This is a genomic window from Planctellipticum variicoloris, from assembly GCF_030622045.1.
In the GTDB taxonomy this organism is placed as follows: domain Bacteria; phylum Planctomycetota; class Planctomycetia; order Planctomycetales; family Planctomycetaceae; genus Planctellipticum; species Planctellipticum variicoloris.
This window is the reverse complement of record NZ_CP130886.1, coordinates 4,611,742-4,634,459: the sequence shown is the minus strand read 5'-3', so window position 1 is coordinate 4,634,459 and position 22,718 is coordinate 4,611,742. Positions and strand designations below refer to the sequence as shown.

The 22,718-nt window shown below is 63.7% G+C and carries 16 protein-coding genes; 7 read left to right on the top strand and 9 right to left on the bottom strand.

Features of this window, described 5'->3' with window-relative positions:
- Window positions 1-103 precede the first annotated feature (103 nt).
- Both SH412_RS18085 and SH412_RS18080 read left to right on the top strand, forming a co-directional pair.
- Complete coding sequence (locus SH412_RS18085; RefSeq protein ID WP_336519410.1) at window positions 104-3,136, top strand: cell envelope integrity TolA family protein; 3,033 nt, start codon at window positions 104-106, stop codon at window positions 3,134-3,136.
- A 67-nt stretch (window positions 3,137-3,203) separates the two neighbouring features.
- Window positions 3,204-6,101, top strand: a complete 2,898-nt coding sequence (locus tag SH412_RS18080; protein ID WP_336519409.1) for a c-type cytochrome domain-containing protein — start codon at window positions 3,204-3,206, stop codon at window positions 6,099-6,101.
- 204 nt (window positions 6,102-6,305) lie between these two features.
- On the opposite strand, the gene SH412_RS18075 is transcribed toward SH412_RS18080, so the two are convergent.
- Window positions 6,306-7,118 (bottom strand): hypothetical protein, encoded by an 813-nt coding sequence (locus SH412_RS18075; RefSeq protein ID WP_336519408.1) that lies wholly within the window; start codon window positions 7,116-7,118, stop codon window positions 6,306-6,308.
- Window positions 7,119-7,456: 338 nt separating this feature from the next.
- Between SH412_RS18075 and SH412_RS18070 the strand changes: the two genes are divergently transcribed.
- The 3 genes from SH412_RS18070 to SH412_RS18060 all read left to right on the top strand — a co-directional run bounded on the left by SH412_RS18070 (window position 7,457) and on the right by SH412_RS18060 (window position 11,349).
- Entirely contained in the window at window positions 7,457-7,903 is a 447-nt protein-coding gene (locus SH412_RS18070; RefSeq protein ID WP_336519407.1) for a thiol-disulfide oxidoreductase DCC family protein, read from the top strand.
- A 40-nt stretch (window positions 7,904-7,943) separates the two neighbouring features.
- Window positions 7,944-9,320: a sulfatase family protein gene (locus SH412_RS18065; RefSeq protein WP_336519406.1), complete on the top strand. Its 1,377-nt coding sequence runs from the start codon at window positions 7,944-7,946 to the stop codon at window positions 9,318-9,320.
- 349 nt (window positions 9,321-9,669) lie between these two features.
- On the top strand, window positions 9,670-11,349 hold the full coding sequence (locus tag SH412_RS18060) for a PQQ-binding-like beta-propeller repeat protein (RefSeq protein ID WP_336519405.1): 1,680 nt from the start codon (window positions 9,670-9,672) through the stop codon (window positions 11,347-11,349).
- A 200-nt stretch (window positions 11,350-11,549) separates the two neighbouring features.
- Here SH412_RS18060 and SH412_RS18055 read toward each other — a convergent pair whose 3' ends face one another.
- Window positions 11,550-12,581 carry a DUF3500 domain-containing protein gene (locus SH412_RS18055; RefSeq protein ID WP_336519404.1) on the bottom strand — a complete coding sequence of 344 codons (1,032 nt, stop codon included), beginning with the start codon at window positions 12,579-12,581 and terminating at the stop codon, window positions 11,550-11,552.
- A gap of 268 nt (window positions 12,582-12,849) precedes the next feature.
- On the opposite strand from SH412_RS18055, the gene SH412_RS18050 reads away from it, so the two are divergent.
- Window positions 12,850-13,728, top strand: a complete 879-nt coding sequence (locus SH412_RS18050) for an SMP-30/gluconolactonase/LRE family protein (RefSeq protein ID WP_336519403.1) — start codon at window positions 12,850-12,852, stop codon at window positions 13,726-13,728.
- A gap of 437 nt (window positions 13,729-14,165) precedes the next feature.
- A complete protein-coding gene (locus tag SH412_RS18045) occupies window positions 14,166-15,815 on the top strand; it encodes a SulP family inorganic anion transporter (RefSeq protein WP_336519402.1) in 1,650 nt (549 codons plus the stop codon).
- Between the two features lie 381 nt (window positions 15,816-16,196).
- On the opposite strand, the gene SH412_RS18040 is transcribed toward SH412_RS18045, so the two are convergent.
- The 7 genes from SH412_RS18040 to SH412_RS18010 form a co-directional block, all read right to left on the bottom strand.
- Window positions 16,197-16,925: an iron-sulfur cluster assembly protein gene (locus tag SH412_RS18040; RefSeq protein WP_336519401.1), complete on the bottom strand. Its 729-nt coding sequence runs from the start codon at window positions 16,923-16,925 to the stop codon at window positions 16,197-16,199.
- A gap of 86 nt (window positions 16,926-17,011) precedes the next feature.
- Window positions 17,012-18,322 carry a Fe-S cluster assembly protein SufD gene (sufD, locus tag SH412_RS18035; RefSeq protein WP_336519400.1) on the bottom strand — a complete coding sequence of 437 codons (1,311 nt, stop codon included), beginning with the start codon at window positions 18,320-18,322 and terminating at the stop codon, window positions 17,012-17,014.
- Window positions 18,323-18,355: 33 nt separating this feature from the next.
- On the bottom strand, window positions 18,356-18,958 hold the full coding sequence (locus tag SH412_RS18030) for a Uma2 family endonuclease (RefSeq protein ID WP_336519399.1): 603 nt from the start codon (window positions 18,956-18,958) through the stop codon (window positions 18,356-18,358).
- A gap of 35 nt (window positions 18,959-18,993) precedes the next feature.
- The gene (gene sufB, locus SH412_RS18025) at window positions 18,994-20,415 is read right to left on the bottom strand and encodes a Fe-S cluster assembly protein SufB (protein ID WP_336519398.1); all 1,422 of its coding nucleotides are present in this window, start codon (window positions 20,413-20,415) and stop codon (window positions 18,994-18,996) included.
- A gap of 82 nt (window positions 20,416-20,497) precedes the next feature.
- Window positions 20,498-21,181 (bottom strand): Uma2 family endonuclease, encoded by a 684-nt coding sequence (locus SH412_RS18020; RefSeq protein ID WP_336524173.1) that lies wholly within the window; start codon window positions 21,179-21,181, stop codon window positions 20,498-20,500.
- Between the two features lie 27 nt (window positions 21,182-21,208).
- Window positions 21,209-22,045 carry a Fe-S cluster assembly ATPase SufC gene (gene sufC / locus SH412_RS18015; RefSeq protein ID WP_336519397.1) on the bottom strand — a complete coding sequence of 279 codons (837 nt, stop codon included), beginning with the start codon at window positions 22,043-22,045 and terminating at the stop codon, window positions 21,209-21,211.
- An 82-nt stretch (window positions 22,046-22,127) separates the two neighbouring features.
- Complete coding sequence (locus SH412_RS18010; RefSeq protein WP_336519396.1) at window positions 22,128-22,685, bottom strand: NADH-quinone oxidoreductase subunit B; 558 nt, start codon at window positions 22,683-22,685, stop codon at window positions 22,128-22,130.
- Between the last annotated feature and the right edge of the window lie 33 nt (window positions 22,686-22,718).

The following is a 22,718-nucleotide window of genomic DNA, read 5'->3' as shown; positions in this document are numbered from 1 at the left end:
CTCGTTGATAGGTTCGTCGGCCGGCTGCGGTCGCGCGAAGCCTCCTGCCCGATTTTCCCGCCGCATCTGCCTCCCGTGAGACCGGCTTCAGGAAGGACCCACCATGCGGGCCAAGCTTGCTCCTGCGTGCTTTGAGCGAACTCGTTTCCGCCTCCTCGTCGTCGCGACGGCTCTCCTCGCAGGGCTGCAGATCGCCCAGGCGCAACTGCCGCAAACCCGGATCTACGCCCTCTTCCCGCCCGGCGGACAGGTCGGAACCGCGTTTGATGTGACGATCACCAACGGCGCCGATCTCGAAGAAGTCTCCCGACTGCTCTTCACTCATCCCGGCATTACCGCCACGCAGAAGACCCAGGACGTCGGCGGTCAGCCGCAACCGATCCCGAACGTCTTCACGGTGACTGTCTCGGGGGAAACTCCCCCCGGCCAGTACGAAGTCCGCGCCGTCGGGTTGTACGGCATCAGCAACCCGCGATTCTTCTCCATCGGCAATCGCCCGGAAGTCCTCGAAGTCGAACCGAATAACCTCCCCGAACAGGCCCAGGCCATCGAGATCGGCAAGACCCTCAACGCCCGTGTCACCGCGGGGGCGGAACTCGATCACTTCAAGTTCGCCGGCAAGCAGGGACAGCGGATCATCGGCGAACTGTTTGCCAGACGGATCGACTCGAAGCTGGACGCCGCCGTCGAAATCTACGATCCCGCCGGGCGCCGCCTGACCCTGGCCCGCAACAACGTCGCGGGCGATCCGCTCGTCGATGTCGTGCTGCCCGTCGACGGCGACTATCTCGTCAGAGTCTACGATTTCGTCTACGCCGGGGGCGAAGACTACTTCTACCGCCTGACGTTCCACACCGGACCCTATATCGACTACGTCTTCCCGCCGGCCGGCGTCCCCGGTTCCACCGGCGCCTTCACTCTCTACGGCCGCAATCTGCCAGGAGGCCAGCCGTCCGGCGTCACCACTTACGGCCATCCGCTCGACAAGCTCGACGTCCAGATCGCCGTCCCGGCCGATGCCCTGAAGGTCGATCCGCAGGTCGCCCTCTCGTCGCAAGCCTCTGCGGCCGACAGCTTTGTCTATCGCTGGGCTTCCCCGGCCGGGCTCTCCAACCCGGTCGTCATCGGCTTTGCACCTTCCGTGCCCGCGGCGGAAGTCGAACCCAACAACCTCCCGCCCCAGTCGCAGAAAGTGACTGCGCCTGTCGAAGTCGCCGGCCAGTTCCAGGCCCGCGGCGACGTCGACAATTTCACCTTCGACGCCAAGGCCGGCCAGGTCTTCTTCCTCGAAGCCCAGGCCCAGCGGCTCGGATCACCCGCCGACCCCTACCTCACCATCGACCAGGTCACCCTCAACGACAAAGGGGAAGAGACGGTCAAACGCCTCGGGGCCGCGGACGACGATGGCGTCAATCCGCTGCCGGTGATCTTCGAGACGCTCTCCGACGACCCTGTCTATAAACTCGCCATCCCCGCGGACGGACTCTACCGAGTCACGGTTCGCGATCGGTACGGCGCCAGCCGCGGCGACTCGTCGCTGGTCTACCGGCTCAGCATCCGCCCGGAAACGCCCGACTTCCGCCTCGTCGCGGTCCCCAACGGCCCGATCCCCGCCAACACGAAGCAGCCGATGACCTGGGCCGCCGGCCTCCGCCGCGGCGACAACCTGCCGGTCGACATCCTGTCAGTCCGCCGGGATGGCTTTGCCGGCGTGATCGAAATCTCCGCCGAGGGCCTGCCCCCCGGCGTAACCTGCGCTCCCATCAGTCTCGGTCCGACGCAACTCAGCGGCGTGCTGGTGTTTACGGCGGCCGAAGACGCCCCGCCGTTCGCCGGCTCGGTGAAAATCGTCGGCAAGTCCGCGTTGACCACGCCGGCCGGAACTCAGGAACTGGTGCGTCACGCTCGCGTCGGAACGGTTCTCTGGCCCGCCGCCGTCAATCAGCCGTCGGAAACCCGCGTGGCCCAGACGCTGGAACTGTCGGTGATTGAAGAGACGGCTCCGTTCCAGGTTAAACACGATGTGCCGCGGATCGAGGCCAATCACGGTCGTCAGATTCTGATTCCCGTCGCGCTCGTCCGCCGAAACGGCTTCGACAATTCCGTGACGATGACCTGGGTCGGCACGCCCCCCAACGTCCAGATTGAGAACAAGGCGATCGACAAGGGCCAGGACTCGGGCCTCTTCCGCGTCTTCGTGCCGCCGAACGCCCCGGTCGGAACCTACGAGCTCCACATGATCGGCGCCCAGCAGGTTTCCTACCGCCGCAATCCGGCGAAGGCCGACAAGGCCAAGGCGGAGTTCGACGAAGCTGCGAAAGTTGCCGCCGCCGCCGCGGAAGCCAACAAAGCCGCCATCGCCGCCCGCGATGAAGCCGCCAAAAAAGTCCCCGACGCCCAGGCCGCTCTCAAAGTCGCCACGGATGCGAAAGCGGCCGCCGACAAGGCTCTCACAGACGCCCAGGCGGCCGAAAAGGCCGCTGCAGAAGCGGTGCAGGCCGCCGGCGACAACGCCGATGCCAAAGCCGCCGCCGAAAAACTGCTGCAGGAAGCTCAGGCGAAGGTGAAGGCCGCCGCAGACGCCATTCCAGTTGCGGAAAAAGCCCGGGCCGACGCCGACGCCGCCGTCAAGCAAGCTGAAGCCACCAAGGCAACCACCGAGCAGGCCGCGAAAGATGCCGATGCAAAGGCCAAGGCGACTGAAGCCGCCCGCGTCGCCGCCGAGAAAAAATCCAAGGACGCCGAAGCGGCCTCCAAAGCCGCCAATATCAATTTCCTGCCGTCATCGCCCGCGCTGGTGCTGACGATCAAGAATGCTCCCTACACGCTGACGGCGGCGCCGGCCGACGGCGGGAACGTCAAAATCGGCGGCAAGATCGAGGTGAAAGTCGATCTGAAGCGGATCAACAACTTCGCCGGCCCGGCGACCCTGACGCTGTCGCTGCCGCCGGGAACGGTCGGCGTGAAGGCCGAACCGGTCGCAGTCCCGGCCGACAAGAACGATGGGGTGCTGGTGATTGAAGCCGCAGCCGATGCGCCGGAGGCCACAATCGCGAATGCCGTTATTCGCGTTGAAGCCGACTTCGAAGGCAAAGCGGCCGTCGATGTGGCCATTCCTCTGAAAGTCGTGAAGTAACCGCCTCCCTGGATTGCATGGAATTCATTCCGGTTCTGAACCGGACCTTAGTTGCAGGATGAACGAAATGGCCCGCATGCCTGGTTTCCGCGGAATGGTGGCTGCAAGTCTGCTGGCGGCGACGACCGCACTTCCCGCGCAGGAGGCCAAACCGGCCGCCGCGAAGATCGAACCGGCCGCGGTGAATCTCGGTCGGCCGGTCGATTTCGACAAGGATCTGGTGCCGATCCTCGACGAGAAATGCGTGGCTTGCCACAACGTGGCCATTGCCGAAAGCCGCTACAACCTGGAAACCGTGGCCGGGGTGCTGAAGGGGGGCAAGCGCGGCCCGTCGGTTGTCGCGAAGGATCCCGATAAGAGCGTCATGTACCAGATGGCGTCGCGTTCGCTGGAACCGGCGATGCCGCCGCTGCCGAATAACGTATCCGCCGGGGCATTGACGCCCCAGGAACTGGGCCTGTTGCGGCAGTGGATTCTGGAGGGGGCGAACGCCGGTTCGGGCGGTCAGTCAACCGATATCGCCTGGCAGTCGGTCCCGGCCGGCCTCAACGCGATCTACAGCCTGGCCCTGACGCCGCAGGCCCGCTTCGCAGCGGCGGGTCGAGCGAATCAGATCGATCTCTACGACCTTTCCGCCGGCGAATATGTCGGTCGCCTGCAGGACCCGGCTCTGGCCGAAGCGAAGTCGGGCGACCGCGTGCTGTATCCTCGCGGCGCATCACACCGCGACTTCGTGCACGCGCTCGCCTTCAGCCCGGATGGCAAGACTCTGGCCTCGTCTGGCTACCGCGAAGTCAAACTCTGGCAGCGTCCCGAGAACGTTCGGCGGGCTGCTGCCGCGCATGAGATTGCCGCGACGGCTGCGGCCGTTTCGCCGGACGGACAGTGGCTCGCCGTCGGCGGGGCTGACAACAGCCTGAAACTCTGGAATCTGACGAACGGCGCTGCCGGCCGGATCTTCGCCGGTCATACCGGCCCGGTGACCGGCGTCGCCTTCTCCGCCGACGGCACCCAGCTCTTTTCGGCCAGCAAGGATAAAACCGTTCGCCAGTGGAACGTCGCCGATGGAGCCGCGATCGGCGCACTGACCTCGCAGCAGGAGTTGACGGCCATCGTCCTCGCAGCCGACGGCAAGCGGGTTTATACCGGCGAGGCCGACAACGTCATTCGGGGCTGGAACGTGCCGTTCAATCAGCCGAAGCCGGCTGAAGGGGACAAACCCGCCGAACCGGTCAAGCCGGTCGTCGAGATGAAGGGGCACGGCGGACCGATTGTCAGCCTGGCCAATGTGCCGGGACAGCCCCAGCTTTGCTCGGGGAGTCACGACCAGACGGCGCGGGTGTGGGATACGAACAATGGCAACCAGGTCCGGTCGATGGCCCACGGCGCGCCGGTGGCCTCGGTGGCTGTGAAGCCCGATGCTCAGTTCGTCGTCTCGGCCGGCGGCCCGTCCGCCAAGCTGTGGGACGCCGCGGGCAAGCAGATTGCCGAACTGAAGGGGGATCCGGCGTATCAGTTTGTCGTCACGCAACTGACGGATGAAGACGCCATCGCCAAGTCGCGCGTCGCCGTGGCCGATGCCGCTTTCAAAGCGGCCGAGAAGAATTTCAAAGAACGCGAAGAACAGACGAAGAAGGCGGTCGAGGCGGTTGCTGCGGCCGAGAAGGCCGTGACCGATGCTCAGGCGAAGGAAAAGCCGCTCCTGGACGCTGTAGAAGCGGCGAAGAAGGAACTGGCGGCGAAGCCTGACGACGAGGCGTTGAAGAAGAAAGTGGCCGATGCCGAGGCGGCCGCCGCCAAGGAGACTGCGGCGGTCAAGACGGCGATGGATGGTGTTGAGGCGGCGAAGAAGGCTCAGGCTCAGTCCGAGAAGGGGCAGGCCGGGGCGCTGGAAGTGCAGACGGCTGAGAAGGCCCGGTTCGACGCCGAGACCGCGGCCCAGAAGCAGGCTGAAGTGAGGTTGAACGCCGGCAAAGCCGAACTGCCGCAGCATGAGAAGCCGATCCGGGCGGTTGCGTTCTCGGCCGATGGCAAGTTGATCGCCACGTCCGGCGACGACGGCGTCGTCCGAACGTGGGATGGCAAGAGCGGCAAGGCGCTCGATGCTTTGAGCGGGGGGCATGCGGCGCCCGTGAATTTTGTCGCCTTCGGGCCGAATCGGGCGCTGATCAGCTCGGGAGAAGACAAGCAGGCGATCGTGTGGGATTCCAACCCCGCGTGGGTGCTCGTCGCGCGGCTGGGGCCGCCCGCCGACAAGCCGCTGGATGTCAGTGGCTCGCCGTTCGTCAGTCGGGTGCTGGCTCTGGCGTTCAGTCCGGATGGCAAGTTCCTGGCGACCGGGGGGGGCGATCCATCGCGCAGCGGCGAACTGATGCTCTGGGATGTGGCTCAGCGATCGTTCGTCAAGATGTTCGTCGACGCGCACAGCGATACGGTGTTCAGCGTCGAGTTCTCGCATGACGGCAAGTGGCTCCTGTCGGGCGCCGCCGACAAGTTCGTCAAGCTGTTTGATGTTGAGTCCGCGAAGCTGATCCGGGCGTTTGAAGGGCATACGAGTCACGTTCTGGGAGTGGCCTGGAAGGCCGATGCGAGCCGGATTGCGAGCGCCGGGGCCGATAACGTCGTGAAGATCTGGACGGTCGAGACTGGCGAGCAGCACCGCACAATCGCCGGTTTCGGGAAGCAGGTGACTTCGGTGCAGTTTATTGGCGTGGGGGACAACATTGTCAGCAGTTGCGGAGACAAGGTCGTCCGCATGCACCGCGCCAACGACGGCGGCAACTATCGCAACTTCCCCGGCGCCCCCGACTTCGTCTACGCCGCGGCGGCGACGCGCGACGAGGGGATTGTGCTTGGCGGCGGCGAAGATGGCGTGCTCCGCGTCTGGAACGGGACGAACGCGCAGGAGCTGTTCAAGTTCGAGGCTCCCAAGCCGGCGGGCGATCAGCAGCAGGCGGCGAAGTAGGGGCGGGCTTCGGGTATCGGGCTTCGGGCTTCGCAGAGGGCTGGATGCCGTTCGGTGACTGATTCAGAGATGGGTTGGTTGCGGATTCTGTGCTCGGCTGTGTTGCGAGGGGTACGTGGAACGGACTCCGGGCGCTGACGCTTCCGGCTCGTGAATTCCCGGGAGCTGGTACGGGGTGGAGCCTGGGAGCCCGCAGGGGGGCTTTTACGCTGGCATTCCGAGCAGGGACTGCCGCAGGTTGGCGAAGTAGCGTTCGGAGCCTGCGAAGAACTCTGCCGGGAGGATGTTGTATTCCCGCAGCGACGCTTCCGCGTGTTCCCAGCCGCTGGCCGCGGCCCAGTCGAACGCTTTAAGGCCGTTGGCCACCCGTTCTGCACGCCGGGAGAAGTCGCGAAACCACAGGCGTCGGCCGCGGGGAAAGCAGGCGAAGCGAACGACGGGCTTCAGGGCCAGGAACTGCAGCGCCGGCCAGTTGAGGTTTGCGACCGCGGCTTCGATTCTGGGGCCGACGATGTGCGTCTGCTCGTGCAGGAAATGGGCTGCGAAGACGTCCCGTCGACTGGCGTCCGGGAGTGGGATGCCTGCGTCGTTGGCCGCGTGAACCCGATTTAACGCATCGAGCAGTTCCGGTGCGATCAGGTCTGCGGCGTGCGGGGCTGTTCCGTAGCGTCGAGTCCAATGGAAATTCACGTAGGTATCGATGCAGACCAGCCGGTTGATGTCGCGAATCGTGTCTGCAAAGTCTTGCAGCCGCGAAAGATGCTCCCTCTGCATTTGACGGCGTCCGGCGAATTGCCAGCTCAGAATCTGGCCGAGTCGGTGGCCGAACTGAAACCAGCCGCGCGCCCAGAGTGCTCCGTGAGCGGCGATCAGCGGGAAGACGTGATTGCCGCCCGATTCCCGGAAGATGTGGTGGTAGACCGTCGCCCGCTGGGAAAGGTCGGTCAGTCCGCCGGCCAGTCGTTCCGCTTCGCGGCGCAACCGGTCGTATTCTTGTTTTTGTTCAGACTGCGGCATGGTTGCGGTCCCGGTGATGAGGAAGGTTTTGAGCGAACTCCGAGGGGAAGACCGTCGAGATTGATGGGGATTAACGGGGAATCTTCGCAAATCTGATTGTTCGCAGGGGCTGACTGGGAATGCTCTTTCCGGCAATGGAATGCTGGGGGGGGGCGAGGCGGAGCCTTGCAACGACGGGGTTCCCAGGCGGAGCCTGGGAACCAGTTCTCCCGGGCGGAGGCGGGGGGCGGGTTTACGGGTTAGGAGCTGGGGTGTTTTGCGGTTCGATCTTCAGAGCCTGGTTGCGTTTCGGGTATGCTGGACGCTGGCAGCCCTTGTCGGGGGCAGGAGGGAAGGTCATGTCGGTCGCCGTCGCGTTTGGACCGCTGGATGACGCTGAGATCACGCAGTTGCACCGTCGGATCATCTTCTTCGACGGGGTGTGCGGTTTCTGCAACGCCTCGGTCGACTTCGTTTTGTCGCGGGACCGCGCGGAGAGGTTCCGGTTTGCGCCGCTGCAGGGGGAGACCGCCCGGCAGATTCTGGCCCCGAAGGATACGCAGAACCTGCATACGCTGGTGCTGTGGGTAGATGACAAGACGTATCGGCGGACGGCGGCCGTGGTGCGAATTCTGTGGCACCTTGGCTGGTTGTGGCGGATTCTGGCGGTGCTGTTGTGGCTGATTCCGTGGCCGTTGCGGGATCTCGGCTATTTGCTGGTGGCGCGGAACCGGTATCGTTTGTTCGGCCGGAAGGATACGTGCCGGATGCCGACGCCTGCCGAACGCGCGCGGTTCCTGCCCTGATCGATGCCCCCTCTGATTCCCCTGCTACGGAGATGCGGTTGTGAGTTTGCGTTTCTGGCTCTGCAGCCTGGTTGCGCTGTGCGTGTTTTCGGTTGCGGAAGTTCGGGCGGCCGATGGCCTTGCCGGACGACGGCCGAACATCATTCTGTTCATTGCCGACGACATGGCCTGGGACGACAGCGCACCGTACGGGCATCCGCACATCAAGACGCCGTCGCTGGCGCGGATGGCGCGGGAGGGGCTGCGGTTCGACAATGCGTTCCTGACCTGCAGTTCGTGCAGCCCGAGCCGGTGCAGCATCATCACTGGACGGTATCCGCACAGCACGGGGGCGTCGGAACTGCACCTGCCGTTGCCGGGGGACCAGGTGACGTTCGTCGAAAAGCTGCGGGAGTCCGGGTACTACACGGCCGCCGCCGGCAAGTGGCATCTGGGGAACCCGACGCGGAAGAAGTTCGATACGGTCGTCGATGGCGTCGACAAGTGGGTCAGTACGTTGCAGGGTTGTCCGACGGACAAGCCATTTTTCGGCTGGTTTGCGTTCGTCGATCCGCACCGGCCCTATGCGGCGAATGCCATTCCCGAACCGCATCGGCCGGCGGATGTCGTGGTGCCGCCGTACCTGCCGGACGTTCCGGAAACCCGGCACGATCTGGCGCTGTACTACGACGAGATCGCCCGGCTGGACGGCATGGTGGGACAGGTGCTGGACGAGTTGCAGAAGCGGGGGCAGGCGGAGAATACGCTGGTGCTGTTTATTTCCGACAACGGCCGGCCGTTTCCGCGGTGCAAGACGACGGTCTACGACAGCGGGATCCGGACGCCGTGCCTGGCGTGGTGGCCTGGCACGCTGAAACCGGGCAGCGTGACGGAGTCGCTGGTGAGCACGGTGGACCTGGCGCCGACGTTTCTGGAACTGGCCGGCGTCGAGCTGCCCGCGACGTTCCAGGGGGAGAGCTTTCTCCCCATGCTGCAGGATCCTGCGGCGAAGACGCGGGACAACATCTATGCGGAGCATAACTGGCACGACTATTCGGCTCGCGAGCGGGCCGTGCGGTCGTCGCAGTTCAAGTATATCCGGAATGCGTGGCCGGACCTGCCGGGGACGCCGCCGGCGGATGCGGTGCGGAGCGAGACGTATGTGGCGATGCGACGTTTGCGCGATGCGGGGACGCTGCCGGCGGAACAGTCGGGGTGCTTCCTGAAGCCACGGCCCACGGAGGAGCTGTATGACGTCGTGAACGATCCCCACGAACTGCATAATCTGGCGGCCGATCCAAAGTTCGCGCAGCCGCTGGCGCTGATGCGGCAGCAGCTCGACGGGTGGGAAGTCGCGACAGGAGACATGGAGGTCAAGGAACGCCGGCCGGATGGTTTTGACCGCGATACGGGTGAGCCGCTGGCGGGGCGGAAATGATCCCGGTGTAGATTTACCGCGGAGAAGGCTGGAGAAGGGTGAACCACGAATTCCACGAATGGACGCGAATGAGAAGAAGAGATTGAACCGTGGAGACGGGGGGAGCGGTTGGTGAAGCGGAAATGATTTGTTGGGCCGGCTGTGCCAGCCGGCATTGAGTCAGTGACTCCGCATCGGTTGGGTAACATGCTTGCCGAGTTTCGCAAGCATGTCATCCGGCGCGATTGAGATGCCGTGAGGACGACGCGGAGCGTCGGAAGAGAGTGCTCCCAGGCGGAGCCTGGGAGCAAGTTGACCACTCGATATCACAATTCGGCAGGCGGGAGCCTGCCCTACGAAGGCGATCCGAATGTCCGTTGACGATGCGGTCCCAGTTATTGGGCCAAAGGTTCCTGCGTGGCGGTTTCATCGCTGGTGGCTGCCGCTGGGCGAGCTGACGATCGCCGTCGTTGCTCAGGGGATTTTGTGGCAGGTGTTCGCCGAGGATCGGACGTATTCGGCGATGTCGGTGCTGTTTGTGTGGCCGGCGGCGATTTTCGGCGTCTTTCTGTGGTGGCTGCTGCTCTCGCGGTATCGCTGGCGGGTGCGGTTCGGCGTGCTGGGGCTGGTGGCGGCGGTCTTTGGCGTGCTTGCCGGGTTGTTCCGTATTGATGACGCCGATGGGGACATGAAGCCGATTGTCGTCTGGCGCTGGGCGCCGCGGGCGGATGTTATCGCGCGCGAGTATTTTGCCAGGCAGCAGGAGCCGGGGACACAGTCCGCGGACCTGAGCCCGGCGTCCGAATCGGCGTGGGAGGTGACCGGGAGCGACTGGCCGGGGTATCGGGGGCCGCAGCGGGATGGGATTGTCCGGCACGGATCGCTGCGGCGGAACTGGGGGGAGGAGCCGCCGAAGGAGTTGTGGCGACATCCGGTGGGGGCGGGCTGGTCGTCGTTTGCGGTGGTGGCGGACCGGGCCTTTACGCAGGAGCAGCGGGACGGCGAGGAAGTCGTGGTCTGCTACGCGATTGAGACGGGGGAGCAGGTCTGGGTGCACCGGGACGAGGTTCGCTTCGATCATGCGATTCCGATGGGAGGTCCCGGGCCGCGGGCGACGCCGCAGGTCGATGGAACTCGGTTGTATACGGTCGGTGCGACGGGGGTTCTGAACTGTCTGGAGGCTCAGACGGGGAAGCCGATCTGGCAGCGCAAGATTCTGCAGGATGCGGGTGGCGATCAGCCGGCGAAGAATCTGGAGTGGGGGATGTCGGGGTCGCCGTTGATTGCCGGCGAGCTGGTGATTGTGAATCCGGGCGGGACTGCGGGGAAGTCCGTTGCGGCGTACAGCAAGCTGACTGGAGAGCCGGTCTGGCAGCAGGGGACGCATCCGGCCGGTTACGGGTCGCCGCGGCTGGAGACTTTACACGGCGTCGAGCAGGTGCTGGTCTTCAGCGGCGACGGGCTGGGGGGGCATCGGCTGACCGACGGCCAGGAGCTGTGGTTTGTTCCGTGGGTCAACGACCCGAAGGTGAACGCCGCTCAGCCGATCGTGCTGGGAGACGACTCGGTGGTCTTTGGTTGCGGCTACGGCGTCGGTTCGGCCAGAGTCCGGCTGACTCCTCAAGATGATGGCCCGTGGAAGACGGAGCAGGTCTGGAAGACGAACCGGCTGAAGCCGAAGTTCAACGATTTCGTGTTGAAGGACGGGTTTCTGTACGGTCTCGACGACGGAATTCTGACGTGCGTGGATGTCGAGACTGGCAAGCCGAAGTGGAAGAAGGGGCGATACAACTACGGTCAGTTGCTGCTGGTCGACGATGTGATCCTGGTGCTGTCGGAGCAGGGGGATCTTGCGCTGGCGCCGGCGACGCCGGCGGTTTCTGAGGAACTGGCATTCTTCAAAGGGGCGCTGCCGGAGGGGACGACGTGGAATCATCCGGTGTTGCATCGGGGGAAGCTGCTGGTGCGGAACGGGCGCGAGGCGGCGTGCTTTGACGTGGGTGAGGAGAAAACGACTCAGCCCGGCGCCGAGGGGGGCGGCGGGGGCTGATGAGCATCGGCAGACTGGCTGGTGGAATTGACGCGCCCTGTCCGGGCTCGTGATGGAGTCTGCGAGGTCAGTGGGAGTCCACCTGCGGCCTCTTGCGGCGACGCCGCCCGGCCTTCAGCCGAGCCATCCGGACGACGCAGAGCGTCGGAAGAGGGCGCTCCCAGGCGGAGCCTGGGAGCGAGTCAATGACTTCCCTGCAATCAGCCCTTTGTGGTGATCTTGACGTTCTGGTCATCGGCGATGTTGACCCAGACGTGGACGTGGGGGGCGCCGCGGTAGTGCCAGACGAAGGCGGGGCCTTCGAGGCGCCAGTTGTCCCAGAGTTTGTCGTTGCCGATGTCGGGTTCCTGGAAGAAGGCGAGCTTGCAGGCGTCGAGGCCCCCTTTGGATTCGAGGCACTTGCGGGCTTCGGCCTGATCCGACAGGCGGTAGGGTTCGAGCAGCAGGCTGAGGATCTGCTGGGCGTGGGCCTTCTGGTCGGCGCTGAGGTCTGCAATCGCGACGCCGGGGCGGTCTTCGGGCTTCGGCTGGAAGTGGACCTGGCGTTCGGCGGGCGACTTGGCGACGAGGGCCTGTTCCCGCTGCTTGCCGTCGAGCATTTTGAAGAGTTCGTTGGCTTTGAGCGCCTGGTGCCAGTAGACATTGCCCGGGTGGTCGGGCTGTTCGTTGAAGTCCTGGGCGGCGTGACCGTAAAAGATGGGGCCGCCGAAGGCTGTATGCTCGGTGCTGTCGCCATCGCAGCGGATGGTGAGGTGTCGGCCGGTCATGACGAATTCGAACTTGCCGGTGCCGGGTTCGCCGAAGATGGCGATCGACTGTTCTTTGCCGTAGCCGCCGGCGTCGTCTTTAAGCTGCTTGCGGATGCGGTCGTGCCACTCCGGGGAATAGAGATCCCAGAAGATGGCTTCGATGATGTCCTGCTGGTCTTTCGTGAAGAATCCGCTGGCGACGCGGGGATCGGTGATATTCCAGTTGTTGGAGACGTGCAGGCGGAGGAGGCCGCGGTCGTCGGTGTGGTCCCAGGCGAAGGCGACTTCTTCGCGCTGCTGAGGCTGGAGCGAGTCGTAGAGTTTCTTGACGAGGGATTCCGGTTTGCTGGCGGAATCCTCGGCCGCACGGGCCAGCGCGGGAACTGCAGTGGCGGCGAGGGCGGTCGCGCCGACGGTTTTTACGAAGGAGCGGCGAGTGACGGGTGTCGCGTCCTGGGGATTGCAATCCGGGCAATTGAGCATGGTCGGCCTCCTCAAAGTCGAAACGGGGAACGGACGGAGTGGCTTCAGTATGCCGCCGCTCGAAGCGATTTGGCAATTGCCGATTTGCAGCGCGAGGATGAATCGACAGAGTGCGACGTCGGTCCATGAAAATGGGACGGGGGACGGCGTGAGCTGAGGTCGGCTGTGGCGCGAGGATTTCGGCGCTGGCAGACTGTTGCGGCGCCCGGTATAGAAGGGGGCGTCTGCCGGCGACGGGTCCGGTTGCGTCTTACTGTGGAGGAATTCAATGCGTCTGTTGATTTGCGCTGCCGCGCTGGCGGCTTCGCTGAACGTGGTGGTGGCGGAAGACAGGCCGGCGGGGCCGTCATTGAAGGTTGTCTGGTCGGTCGACAAGGGACTGGCGGTGCCGGAGAGTGCGCATCTCGACCCGGAAACGGGGTTTCTGTTTGTGTCGAACATCGACGGCGAAGGGGCGAAGAAGGACGGGAACGGCTACATCTCGAAGCTGACTCCTCAGGGAGAGGTGATTGCTGCGAAATGGGCGACGGGGCTGGACGCGCCGAAGGGACTGCGGTCCGCGAAGGGGAAGCTGTGGATCAGCGACATCGACCAGGTCGTGTCGATCTCGCTGGCGGACGGGAAGATCGTGGACCGGATTGCGATTGAGGGGGCGAAGTTCCTGAACGATGTCGCGGCGGGGCCGGATGGGACCGTGTACGTGTCGGACATGCCGGAGAGCAAGATTTATGCGATCTCGGGCGGGAAGGCGACGCTGTTTGCTGAAGGGGAGCAGCTCGAAAGTCCCAACGGCCTGCTGGTGGATGGCGACCGGCTGCTGCTGGCTGCCTGGGGCTATGCCGCGGACTTCATGCCGAAGACGCCCGGTCGGCTGTTGTCGCTGGATCTGAAAACGAAGCAGGTGACGCCGATCACGAAGACGCCGACGGGGAACCTGGACGGGATCGAACTGGACGGCCGGGGGGGCTACGTTGTGACTGACTGGGCGGCGGGGAAAGTGTTCCACATTTCGGCGTCGGGAGAGGCGCGGGTCGTGGGCCAGTTCGCCAAGGGGACGGCGGACCATGCCTATCTGCCGAAAGAGAAGCTGCTGATTCTTCCGCAGATGATGGAGAATCGGGTTGTGGCGTACGAACTGGCGCCGTAGGAGCTGACGAATCTGTAATGTTTCGGGATGACGGGGCGGAGACCCGATTGAAAATCAGCGGCGGAGCACAGCGTGACTGTGCTCCGCCGCTCTGTTTTTGCGGCTGAAAACCCGCGCGATGTCCTCTTCGAAAGCGAGATTCATGCAGCCTGGCGGAGGGATGGCCGGGCCGCAAGTCGCATAAAGATGGAACTGTCGAGATCTCGCCTTACTGGAATGTCAGCGTACGCTGTGTTGGCCGCGGGGTGGTTCAGGTTAAAAATGCTACTGTGATGATAACGCAATCGGTTGCGGCGAAGCTCGCGGCCCGTTGACGATCTCTCCGAGAGTTTTCCCGCCTCAAAACCGGCCCGGATGGGCTCGACGCCACTTCCCGTTGTCGATGGTGACTTACGGTTCTGTCATGGGGTCCGCGCTGCGGATCCAGGAGCAGGTTCATGATCGAGTCTTCTCTGCCAGCCCCGGCTTTTTCGGGATTCTCCCGGAACCTGCGGGCGGACATGACGTCCGGGTTTCTGGTGTTTTTGATCGCCTTGCCGTTGTGTCTGGCGATTTCGCTGGCCAGCGGTTTCCCGGCGACCGCGGGAGTGTTTTCCGCCATCGTTGGCGGCCTGGTGACGCCTTGGATCAGCAATTCGGAGTTGACGATCAAGGGGCCTGCGGCCGGGATGATCGCGATTGTGCTGGGCTGCGTGCTCGAACTGGGGGGCGGCATGTCCGCGGAACCGGAGGCGGCTCTGCGGGCTCAGCAGTTGACGTTGGGAATTTGCGTTGTGGCAGGACTGATTCAAGTCGGGGCTGCGCTGCTGCGGTCCGGCTTCATCAGCGATCTGTTTCCAACGGCGGCTGTCCACGGGATGCTGGCGGCGATCGGCGTGATCATTCTGGCCAAGCAGTCGCATATGGTGCTGGGGGTGACGCCGCACGGGAAAGAGCCTCTGCACCTGCTGGCGGAGATTCCCAGTTCGATCATGAAGGCCAATCCGGAAATCGCCGTGATCGGCGTGCTGTCGCTGATCCTGCTGTTCACGTGGCCGCTGGTGAAGATCGCTGCGCTGAAGCGGATTCCCGGTCAGATTCTGGTTCTGGCGCTGGCGATTCCACTGGGGTTGCTGTTCGACCTGGATCACACTCATACCTACAGCTTTGCCGGCGCGCAACACGAGATCTCCAGCAAGTTCCTCGTGAATGTGCCAGGCAGCATTCTCAACGCAATTATGCGGCCCGATTTTTCGGCGGTGCTGACTCCGGTCGGCATGAAGTGGATCGTGATGTTCACGCTGATCGGCTCGCTGGAGTCGCTGCTGTCCGCGAAGGCTGTGGACGTGCTCGACCCGATGCGCCGGAAGACGGATATCAATCGCGATCTGCTGGCGGTGGGGACGGCGAACACGCTGGTGGCCTTCATCGGCGGAATCCCGATGATCTCGGAGATCGTCCGCAGCAAGGCGAATATCGATAACGGCGCCCGCTCGCGATTTGCGAACATGTTCCACGGCCTGTTCCTGCTGATTCTGGTCGCGACGCTGCCGATGCTGATTCACAAGATCCCGCTGGCCGCGCTGGCGGCGATGCTGGTTTACACCGGATTCCGCCTGGCTCATCCGCGGGAATTCATTCACATGTACAGGATCGGGCCGGAGCAGTTGCTGGTTTTCGCCGGGACGATGATCGGCGTGCTGATGACGGACCTGCTGGTCGGCGTATTCATCGGTCTGGGGTTGCAGATCCTCGTGCACTGCTTCAGCGGCGTCTCGATGGCGTCGTTCTTCAAGTCCGGCGTGGAAGTTGAAGAACTCGACGACACGACAACGTGCATCCGCGTCAACAACTCGGCGGTCTTCTCGACCTGGATCGGATTGAACAAGGCCGTGATGGCGGTCAGTCCCGACCGAATCGTGGTGCTCGATCTCTCGGCGGCGCGCGTCGTGGATCACAGCACGATGGAGAAGCTGCATGCTCTGCAGGAAGACTTCCAGCACGTCGGCCGCACGTTGCGGCTGGTCGGGCTGGACGAGCACCGGGGGCTTTCCAAGCATCCGCTGGCGACTCGATTGAAGGACGCCACGCTGTCTGCGAAGGCCTGATTATCTCTTCGAAATTGGGACCGATGACTGGCGGAAGAGCGCGAGCAGGATGAGTCTTGAAGAAGCGTCATTGCGAGAACGCTACAGGTGACTGCGACCGAATTGTGGATGTGCGCGGATTTGCGTCCGTCCTGGGCAGGTCGGGTGATTGGCCGTCCCGAAACCCCTGATCCCCGGCCTGCCCAATTTTCGTCTGGCGGACCCGCAACACAGACATCGCAATCTTAAATCCCGGGCCACGAATGTGAGGCACGCCGTCGTTTCTCCGTGGACGACGCCTCGGCGCTTTCGAAGATCCTCACCCTGGCCCTCTGCCACTGAAGACAGCGGGAGAGGGAACAAGACTCAAATGTGCCTTGTTTCAGAGTCGATGCCGGTGATTTAAAAAATTCCCAACTGATCGCGGGCGGCGTCTGTCATGCGGTCGGGCGACCACGGGGGCGACATGGTGAGCTTGATCTCGACTTCGCTGACGCCGGGAATTCGCTCGACGGCGGTTCGCGACTGATGAATGATCTGCGGTCCGGCGGGACAGGCCGGGCTGGTGAGGGTCATCTCGACGCCGACTTTGCCTTCGGTCTGCTGGACGGAGTAGACGAGTCCCAGGTCGACGATGTTGATCATCAGCTCGGGGTCGATGACTTCCCGGAGCGCTTCGATGACGGCGTCATCGGTGATGTCCCCGACGACGACTCCCGCCCCGACAGGGCTATCCCCTGCAACCGGAGCAGTCGCAGCAATCGGGGTGGCCGCGGGAATGGAGGCTGCGACGGCGGCTGCTTCGGGTTCGGCGGGCGGTGCATCCGGGCTGACGTAGACGCCGTCGGTGCGGACTTCGACGGCGAAGGTGCGGATTGCCGAGGTGGCGGGCATCCTCGTCGGCTTGCCCGTCGCCAGATCGAAGCGGGCGCCGTGTCGGGGGCAGACGATCTGGCAATCGATGATCTGGCCGTCGGTGAGGGGCTGACCGTCGTGCGTGCAGACGTCTTCGACGGCGAAGTAGCGGTTTTCGATCCGGATCAGCAGCGCCGGCAGATCATCGACAAAAATGCTTTTCCGGCCGCCCGGCGGGATTTCTCCGGAGACGGCGGCGAGTTCAAAGTCTGACATGATGTCCCGATCGAGAATGCCGGCCGGCGGGCGAACACCCGGCCGGCGTTGAGTTGAAATGTGCGGAAAGGGCAGGACTCGTCGGGTTACTCGCCGAGCCCCAGTTTGCGTTCCACGGCCTGGCTGAGAGTTTCCCGGACCAGTTCGACCGGAATGCGATCGTAGACCCGCTGAAAGAAGCCTTCCACGATCATATGCATCGCTTCCTGCCGGGCGAGTCCGCGGCACATGCAGTAGAAGAGCTGTTCTTCGTCGACCCGGCCGACGGTGGCGCCGTGGGTGCAGCGGACGTCGTCGGCTTCAATTTCCAGGCCCGGGATGGCGTCGACACGGCAGTGGTCGCTCATCATGAGGCCGTCGTTGCGCTGATAGCCGTCGGTCTGCTGGGCGTCCTTGTCGACTTTGATCATGCCGCGCCAGACGACGCGGGCGCGATCGCGGAGGACGTCTTTGTAGAGCAGGTCGCTGCGGGTGTCGGGAGCGTGGTGGGTCTGCTGGGTGTAGTACGAGATGAGCTGGCGGTCGGTGGCGAAGGTGACGCCGTTGACTTCGGCCTGAGCGCCGCGGCCGTCCAGATGGACCTGCTGGTTGATGTGGGCCAGCCTGGCTCCGAGCCCGCCGACCGTCCACTGCAGGAATGCGTCCCGGCCGATATGCCCCGACTGGCGCGCGAAGTGCCAGGTTTTCTGGTTCCAGTTCTGGAGCTGCACGTAGCGCAGGCGGGATCCGGGGGCCAGCAGCAACTGGACCGAGCCGACGTGCAGACCGGCGGCGGTGGGATTTGCCGAGACGGTTTCTTCGAGCAGCGTGGCGGAAGCTCCTTCCTCCAGAATCACCAGCGTATGACTGAGATCTGCCGCTCCGTCCGCGGTGAGGCCGATCAGGCTCGACAGCGGCTGGGCGACTTCAACGCCGCGCGGGACGTAGAGGACGGCTCCGCCGGTCCAGAAGGCGGCGTGGAGGGCCGCGAAGCGGTCGGCCGGCTCCTCGGCCAGCAGCCGGGCCTTCAGCAGTTCTCCGTGTTCCAGGATGACCTGCGTCAGGCTGCCGAAGATCACCCCTCTGGCGGCGAGGCCCGGGTCGAGGGTTGCGGACCGGCAGACGCCGTCGACATGCGAGACGACTCCGCCGAACTCGCCGCGGTCGGCCATCAGCGTGGCGAAAGTCGCTTCTGCAGCGGCGTCCGCGCGGAGCGAGAACTTCTCGGGACGGAAGGCGCGCAGGTCGATCCGCTTCCACTCTTCGGGATCGAGCTCGCGGGTGCAGAGATCGATGTAGGTTTCGTAGGCGGCCCGCCGGCGTTCGGCGACCCAGACGGGTTCGTTGCGGGCGGCCACGAGGGCTTCGAGCGCATCGGCGGACCAGGGAGCTACGGCGGTCGCAGTCACGGCGGGCATGGCGGGAATCTCAGGCTTTCGTCGGCAGACGGTTCAGTTTGCAGGTTGGGAGTCCGCATTTGCGGGGGCGAACTCGACGTTTTCGTAGATCTCAGACAGTTTCAGGCGGCCTTGGCCATTCGAAATCGAAAGTTCTTCTTCGGCGCGTCGCAGAATGTGCATATCCCAATGGTTGGCATCGCGCTGACGCACGAAGTGCTCGACGTGCATCTGGTCCTGAGCAACGAGCACGTACTCACGGAGCGACTCGATTCCCCGGTAGGACTCAAACTTCTTGCTTCGGTCGTAGGCTTCGGTACTCGGAGACAGGACTTCGAAAATCACCAACGGGTTGACGAGCGTGTCCCTGTAGCTGTCTTCCAATTGCGGGTCGCCGCAGATCACGACAACATCCGGGTAGGTATACAGCCCGGACGGACACTTCACTCGCATATCGCTCGGCAGCGCCTGACAACCAGAGTCGCGCAGAGCACTTCTGGCTCTGAACACCAGATTCGAAATGATCGTGGCGTGCTGGAACGAACCTCCCGTCATCGCGAAGATCTCACCCCGGTAATACTGATGCCTCGTCTCCGACTGGCGTTCGAGCGCGAGGTATTCCTCGACGGAATACGTGCAGGCGGGTGCAGTCGACATGGCGAAGTCCTCCGGGGTGCAGCCGGTCCTGGCGATTATCCCACGCTGCCTTCCATCTGGAGCTCGATCAGCCGGTTCATTTCCACCGCGTACTCCATCGGCAGCTCCTTCACGAGCGGCTCGATGAATCCCGTCACGATCATCGCGGAAGCTTCGGGCTCGCTCATTCCCCGGCTCATCAGGTACAGGAGCTGTTCCTCGGCGATCTTCGAGACCGATGCCTCGTGTTCGATCGCGACGTTTTCCTGATCGATTTCGATATACGGATAGGTGTCGCTCCGGCTCTCGGGATCGAGGATCAGCGCGTCGCAGACGACGTTGCTCTTGCAGTGGTGGGCGCCGTTCTCGACTTTCACCAGCCCGCGGTAGCTTGCCCGGCCGCCATTTTTGCTGATGCTCTTCGAGATGATCCGGCTGGACGTGTGCGGAGCACAGTGGACCATCTTCGCCCCGGCGTCCTGATGCTGGCCTTTGCCGGCGAAGGCGATCGACAGCGTCTCGCCGCGGGCGCCCGGTTCCATCAGGTAGATGGCGGGATACTTCATCGTCAGCCGGGAACCCAGGTTGCCGTCGACCCATTCCATCAGGCTGTCGCCGTAGGCCATGGCCCGCTTGGTTACCAGGTTGTAGACGTTGCTGGACCAGTTCTGGATCGTGGTGTAGCGGCAGCGGGCGCCGCGCTTCACCAGGATTTCCACGACGGCGGAATGGAGGCTTTCGGAGCTGTAGGTCGGAGCCGTGCAGCCTTCGACGTAATGGACCGAAGCCCCTTCGTCGACGATGATGAGCGTGCGTTCGAACTGGCCCATGTTTTCCGAGTTGATCCGGAAATAGGCCTGCAGCGGGAATTCGATGTGCACGCCCTTTGGGACGTAAATGAACGACCCGCCCGACCACACCGCGCTGTTGAGCGCCGCGAACTTGTTGTCGGTCGACGGGATGACCGTCCCCAGATACTGCTGGACGAGATCGGGGTAGTCGCGGACGGCGGAATCGGTGTCGGTGAAGACCACGCCCTTGCGGACGAGATCTTCCTGCAGGCTGCCGTAGACGACTTCGGATTCGTACTGAGCCTTCACGCCGGCCAGGTACTTCTTCTCGGCTTCGGGGATCCCGAGCCGGTCGTAGGTGCGGCGAATATCGTCCGGGACGTCGTCCCAGCTTTTTTCCTGCCGGTCCGACGCCCGCACGTAGTAGTAGATGTCCTGGAAATCGAGCTTGGTCAGGTCGCCGCCCCAGGTCGGCATCGGCTTCTGTTCGAAGATGTCGAGCGCCTGCAGACGGAAGTCCCGCATCCAGGCGGGTTCTTTTTTCATTTCCGAAATCTGGTACACGACTTCACGGTCCAGGCCTTTCCGGCCGCGGAAGACGTAGTTGTCGGTCGACTCGTGAAAGCCGTACTGGTAATCGCCAGCGCCGATTTCTTCGGCAGGGGCGGCGGTCAGGTCGGTGGGCATGGTTCGGGTCTCTTTCCTCTCGGCGGCTTGCCGTTGGCAAGTTCGAGTTGTCGGTCAACCGGCCATCGGCCGGCGAGGGACTTCAAGGGGTCTTGGAGGAGTCTTCCTGCGCACGGGGCGCCAATTCGGCCTGGCCGAACCAGTCTGCAATCTTCAGGCGAAAACCGGGCAGGACGGGTTCGCCCGACAAGGTCTCATCGATTGTCAGAGTCGCTTCACTGCCGTCGGCCGAGGCGACTTCCACAGTCTGCTTTCGCGGGTCAACGATCCAGAACAGTTCGGTTCCACGTTCGAGGAATTCGCGGCGTTTCCTCACCATCTCCTGGCGTGTGTTGGTGGAGCTGATGACCTCGACTGCCAGAAGGGGGATCGTGTCCGCGACTGAAACCTGGGGAACCTTTCGTTCCGGGAACTGAGTCCAGAGATAGACCGAGACGTCCGGGATGCGGATTCCAACCCTTTCCAGCCTCATATAGGCGTCAGCGCCAACAGTGAAGCCAATCGGATTCGCTTTCAAATACTGCTCGATCACGCAAATCAGTACGACGGCCAGGCGCGACTCGAAAAAGCCCATGGCGCACTCCACCAATGTGCCGTCGATCAACTCGCAGCGTCGGGTCTGAAGAAGGTCCAATTCGGTGGCCGTGCCGGGCGCAGGTTGCAGACGGATCCGCTCGGCCGGGATCTGCCCCAGTTCCTTCAGCAGATCGGCGACCGTACGCGGTCGACATGCGATTGCTTCCGCTTCGGATTCCGCCACCAGCATCGACACGTTACCAGTCTCCTTAGGGCTTCAGTTCACGCCGACGGCGTCGTTGATGGCGGCCGCGGCGTCCCGGCGTTCCTGTTCTTCGGCGGCTTCCTGCGGGTGTCGCTCGCGAACCGTCGCGTAGCCGTTGCTGTGCAGTTCGTGGGCCAGGGCGGCGTCGCCGGTTTCGACGATCCGGCCGGCCAGCATCACGTGGGTGAACTGGGGGACGTTGTATTCGAGCAGGCGTTCGTGGTGGGTGATGATCAGCACGCCCATCTGCGGGCCGGCGAGCTTCTGCAGCCCTTCGCTGACGACTCGGACGGCGTCGCTGTCGAGGCCGCTGTCGGTTTCATCCAGGATGGCGAATTTCGGCTGCAGCATGGCGAGCTGCAGAATCTCCATTCGCTTCTTTTCGCCGCCGGAGAAGCCTTCGTTGAGGTATCGCCGGGCAAACTCGGTGTCCATCCCCAGCTCTTCCATCCGCTGCTTCAGTTCCTTGCGGAACTCGCGCATCGGGATAAGTCCTTCGCCTTCCTTGCGGTCGGGCGTCCGGACGTTGGTGACGGCGTGCCGCAGGAAGTCGGCGACCTTCACGCCGGGAATCGTCACCGGGTACTGGAACGCGAGGAACAGCCCGAGTCGGGCTCGTTCGCAGGGGTCTAGTTCGTTGATGTTCCGGCCGTCGATCTCGATCGTGCCGCTGGTGATCTCGTACTTGGGGTGTCCGACCAGCGCGTAGGCCAGCGTGCTCTTGCCGGAGCCGTTGGGCCCCATCAGGGCGTGGATCTCGCCTTGGCGGATTTCCAGGCTGACGCCCCGCAGGATGGGAACGCCTTCCACGGCGACATGCAGGTCAGAGATCTTCAGCAGACTGCTCATCGAAAACTCTTGCTCCACAAAACGACCAACCGAAAACACTCGCCGGCCCGCCCTCGCTCCGCATTTCGCGGGAGCCGCGGCGTCAGCAGGCTTTGATCAAACTTGGGGGCAGCGCCACTCGGCCCGAGTGATGCGGCACCGGGGGAATTTCGACCCCGTTCTTCGCCAGCTTGCGCGACCGGATCTTGTCCTGAATCCGCATGATGCCTTCCAGCAGCGCTTCGGGGCGCGGCGGGCAGCCGGGGACGTAGACGTCGACCGGCACCACCAGATCGACCCCCTTCACGACATGGTAACCGTACTTGAAATACGGGCCGCCGCCGATCGTGCAGGCTCCCATTGCAATCACATACTTCGGATCGGGCATCTGCTCGTACAGGCGACGGACGCGACTGGCCATTTTGAAGGTGACCGTTCCGGCGACGATCATCAGGTCCGCCTGCCTGGGCGAGGCGCGAAAAGCTCCCGCTCCGAAGCGGTCCAGATCGAACCGGCTGGCGCCGACGGCCATCATTTCAATGGCACAGCAGGCGAGACCGAACGTCATCGGCCAGACGCTGGACTGATTGGCCCAGTTCAGCGCGCCTTCCATCGATGTCGTGAGGACCGTTTCCTCGAATCGCCCGTCAATCCATGCCATGCTGATCTCAAACTCCTCGCCGTCGGCAACGCG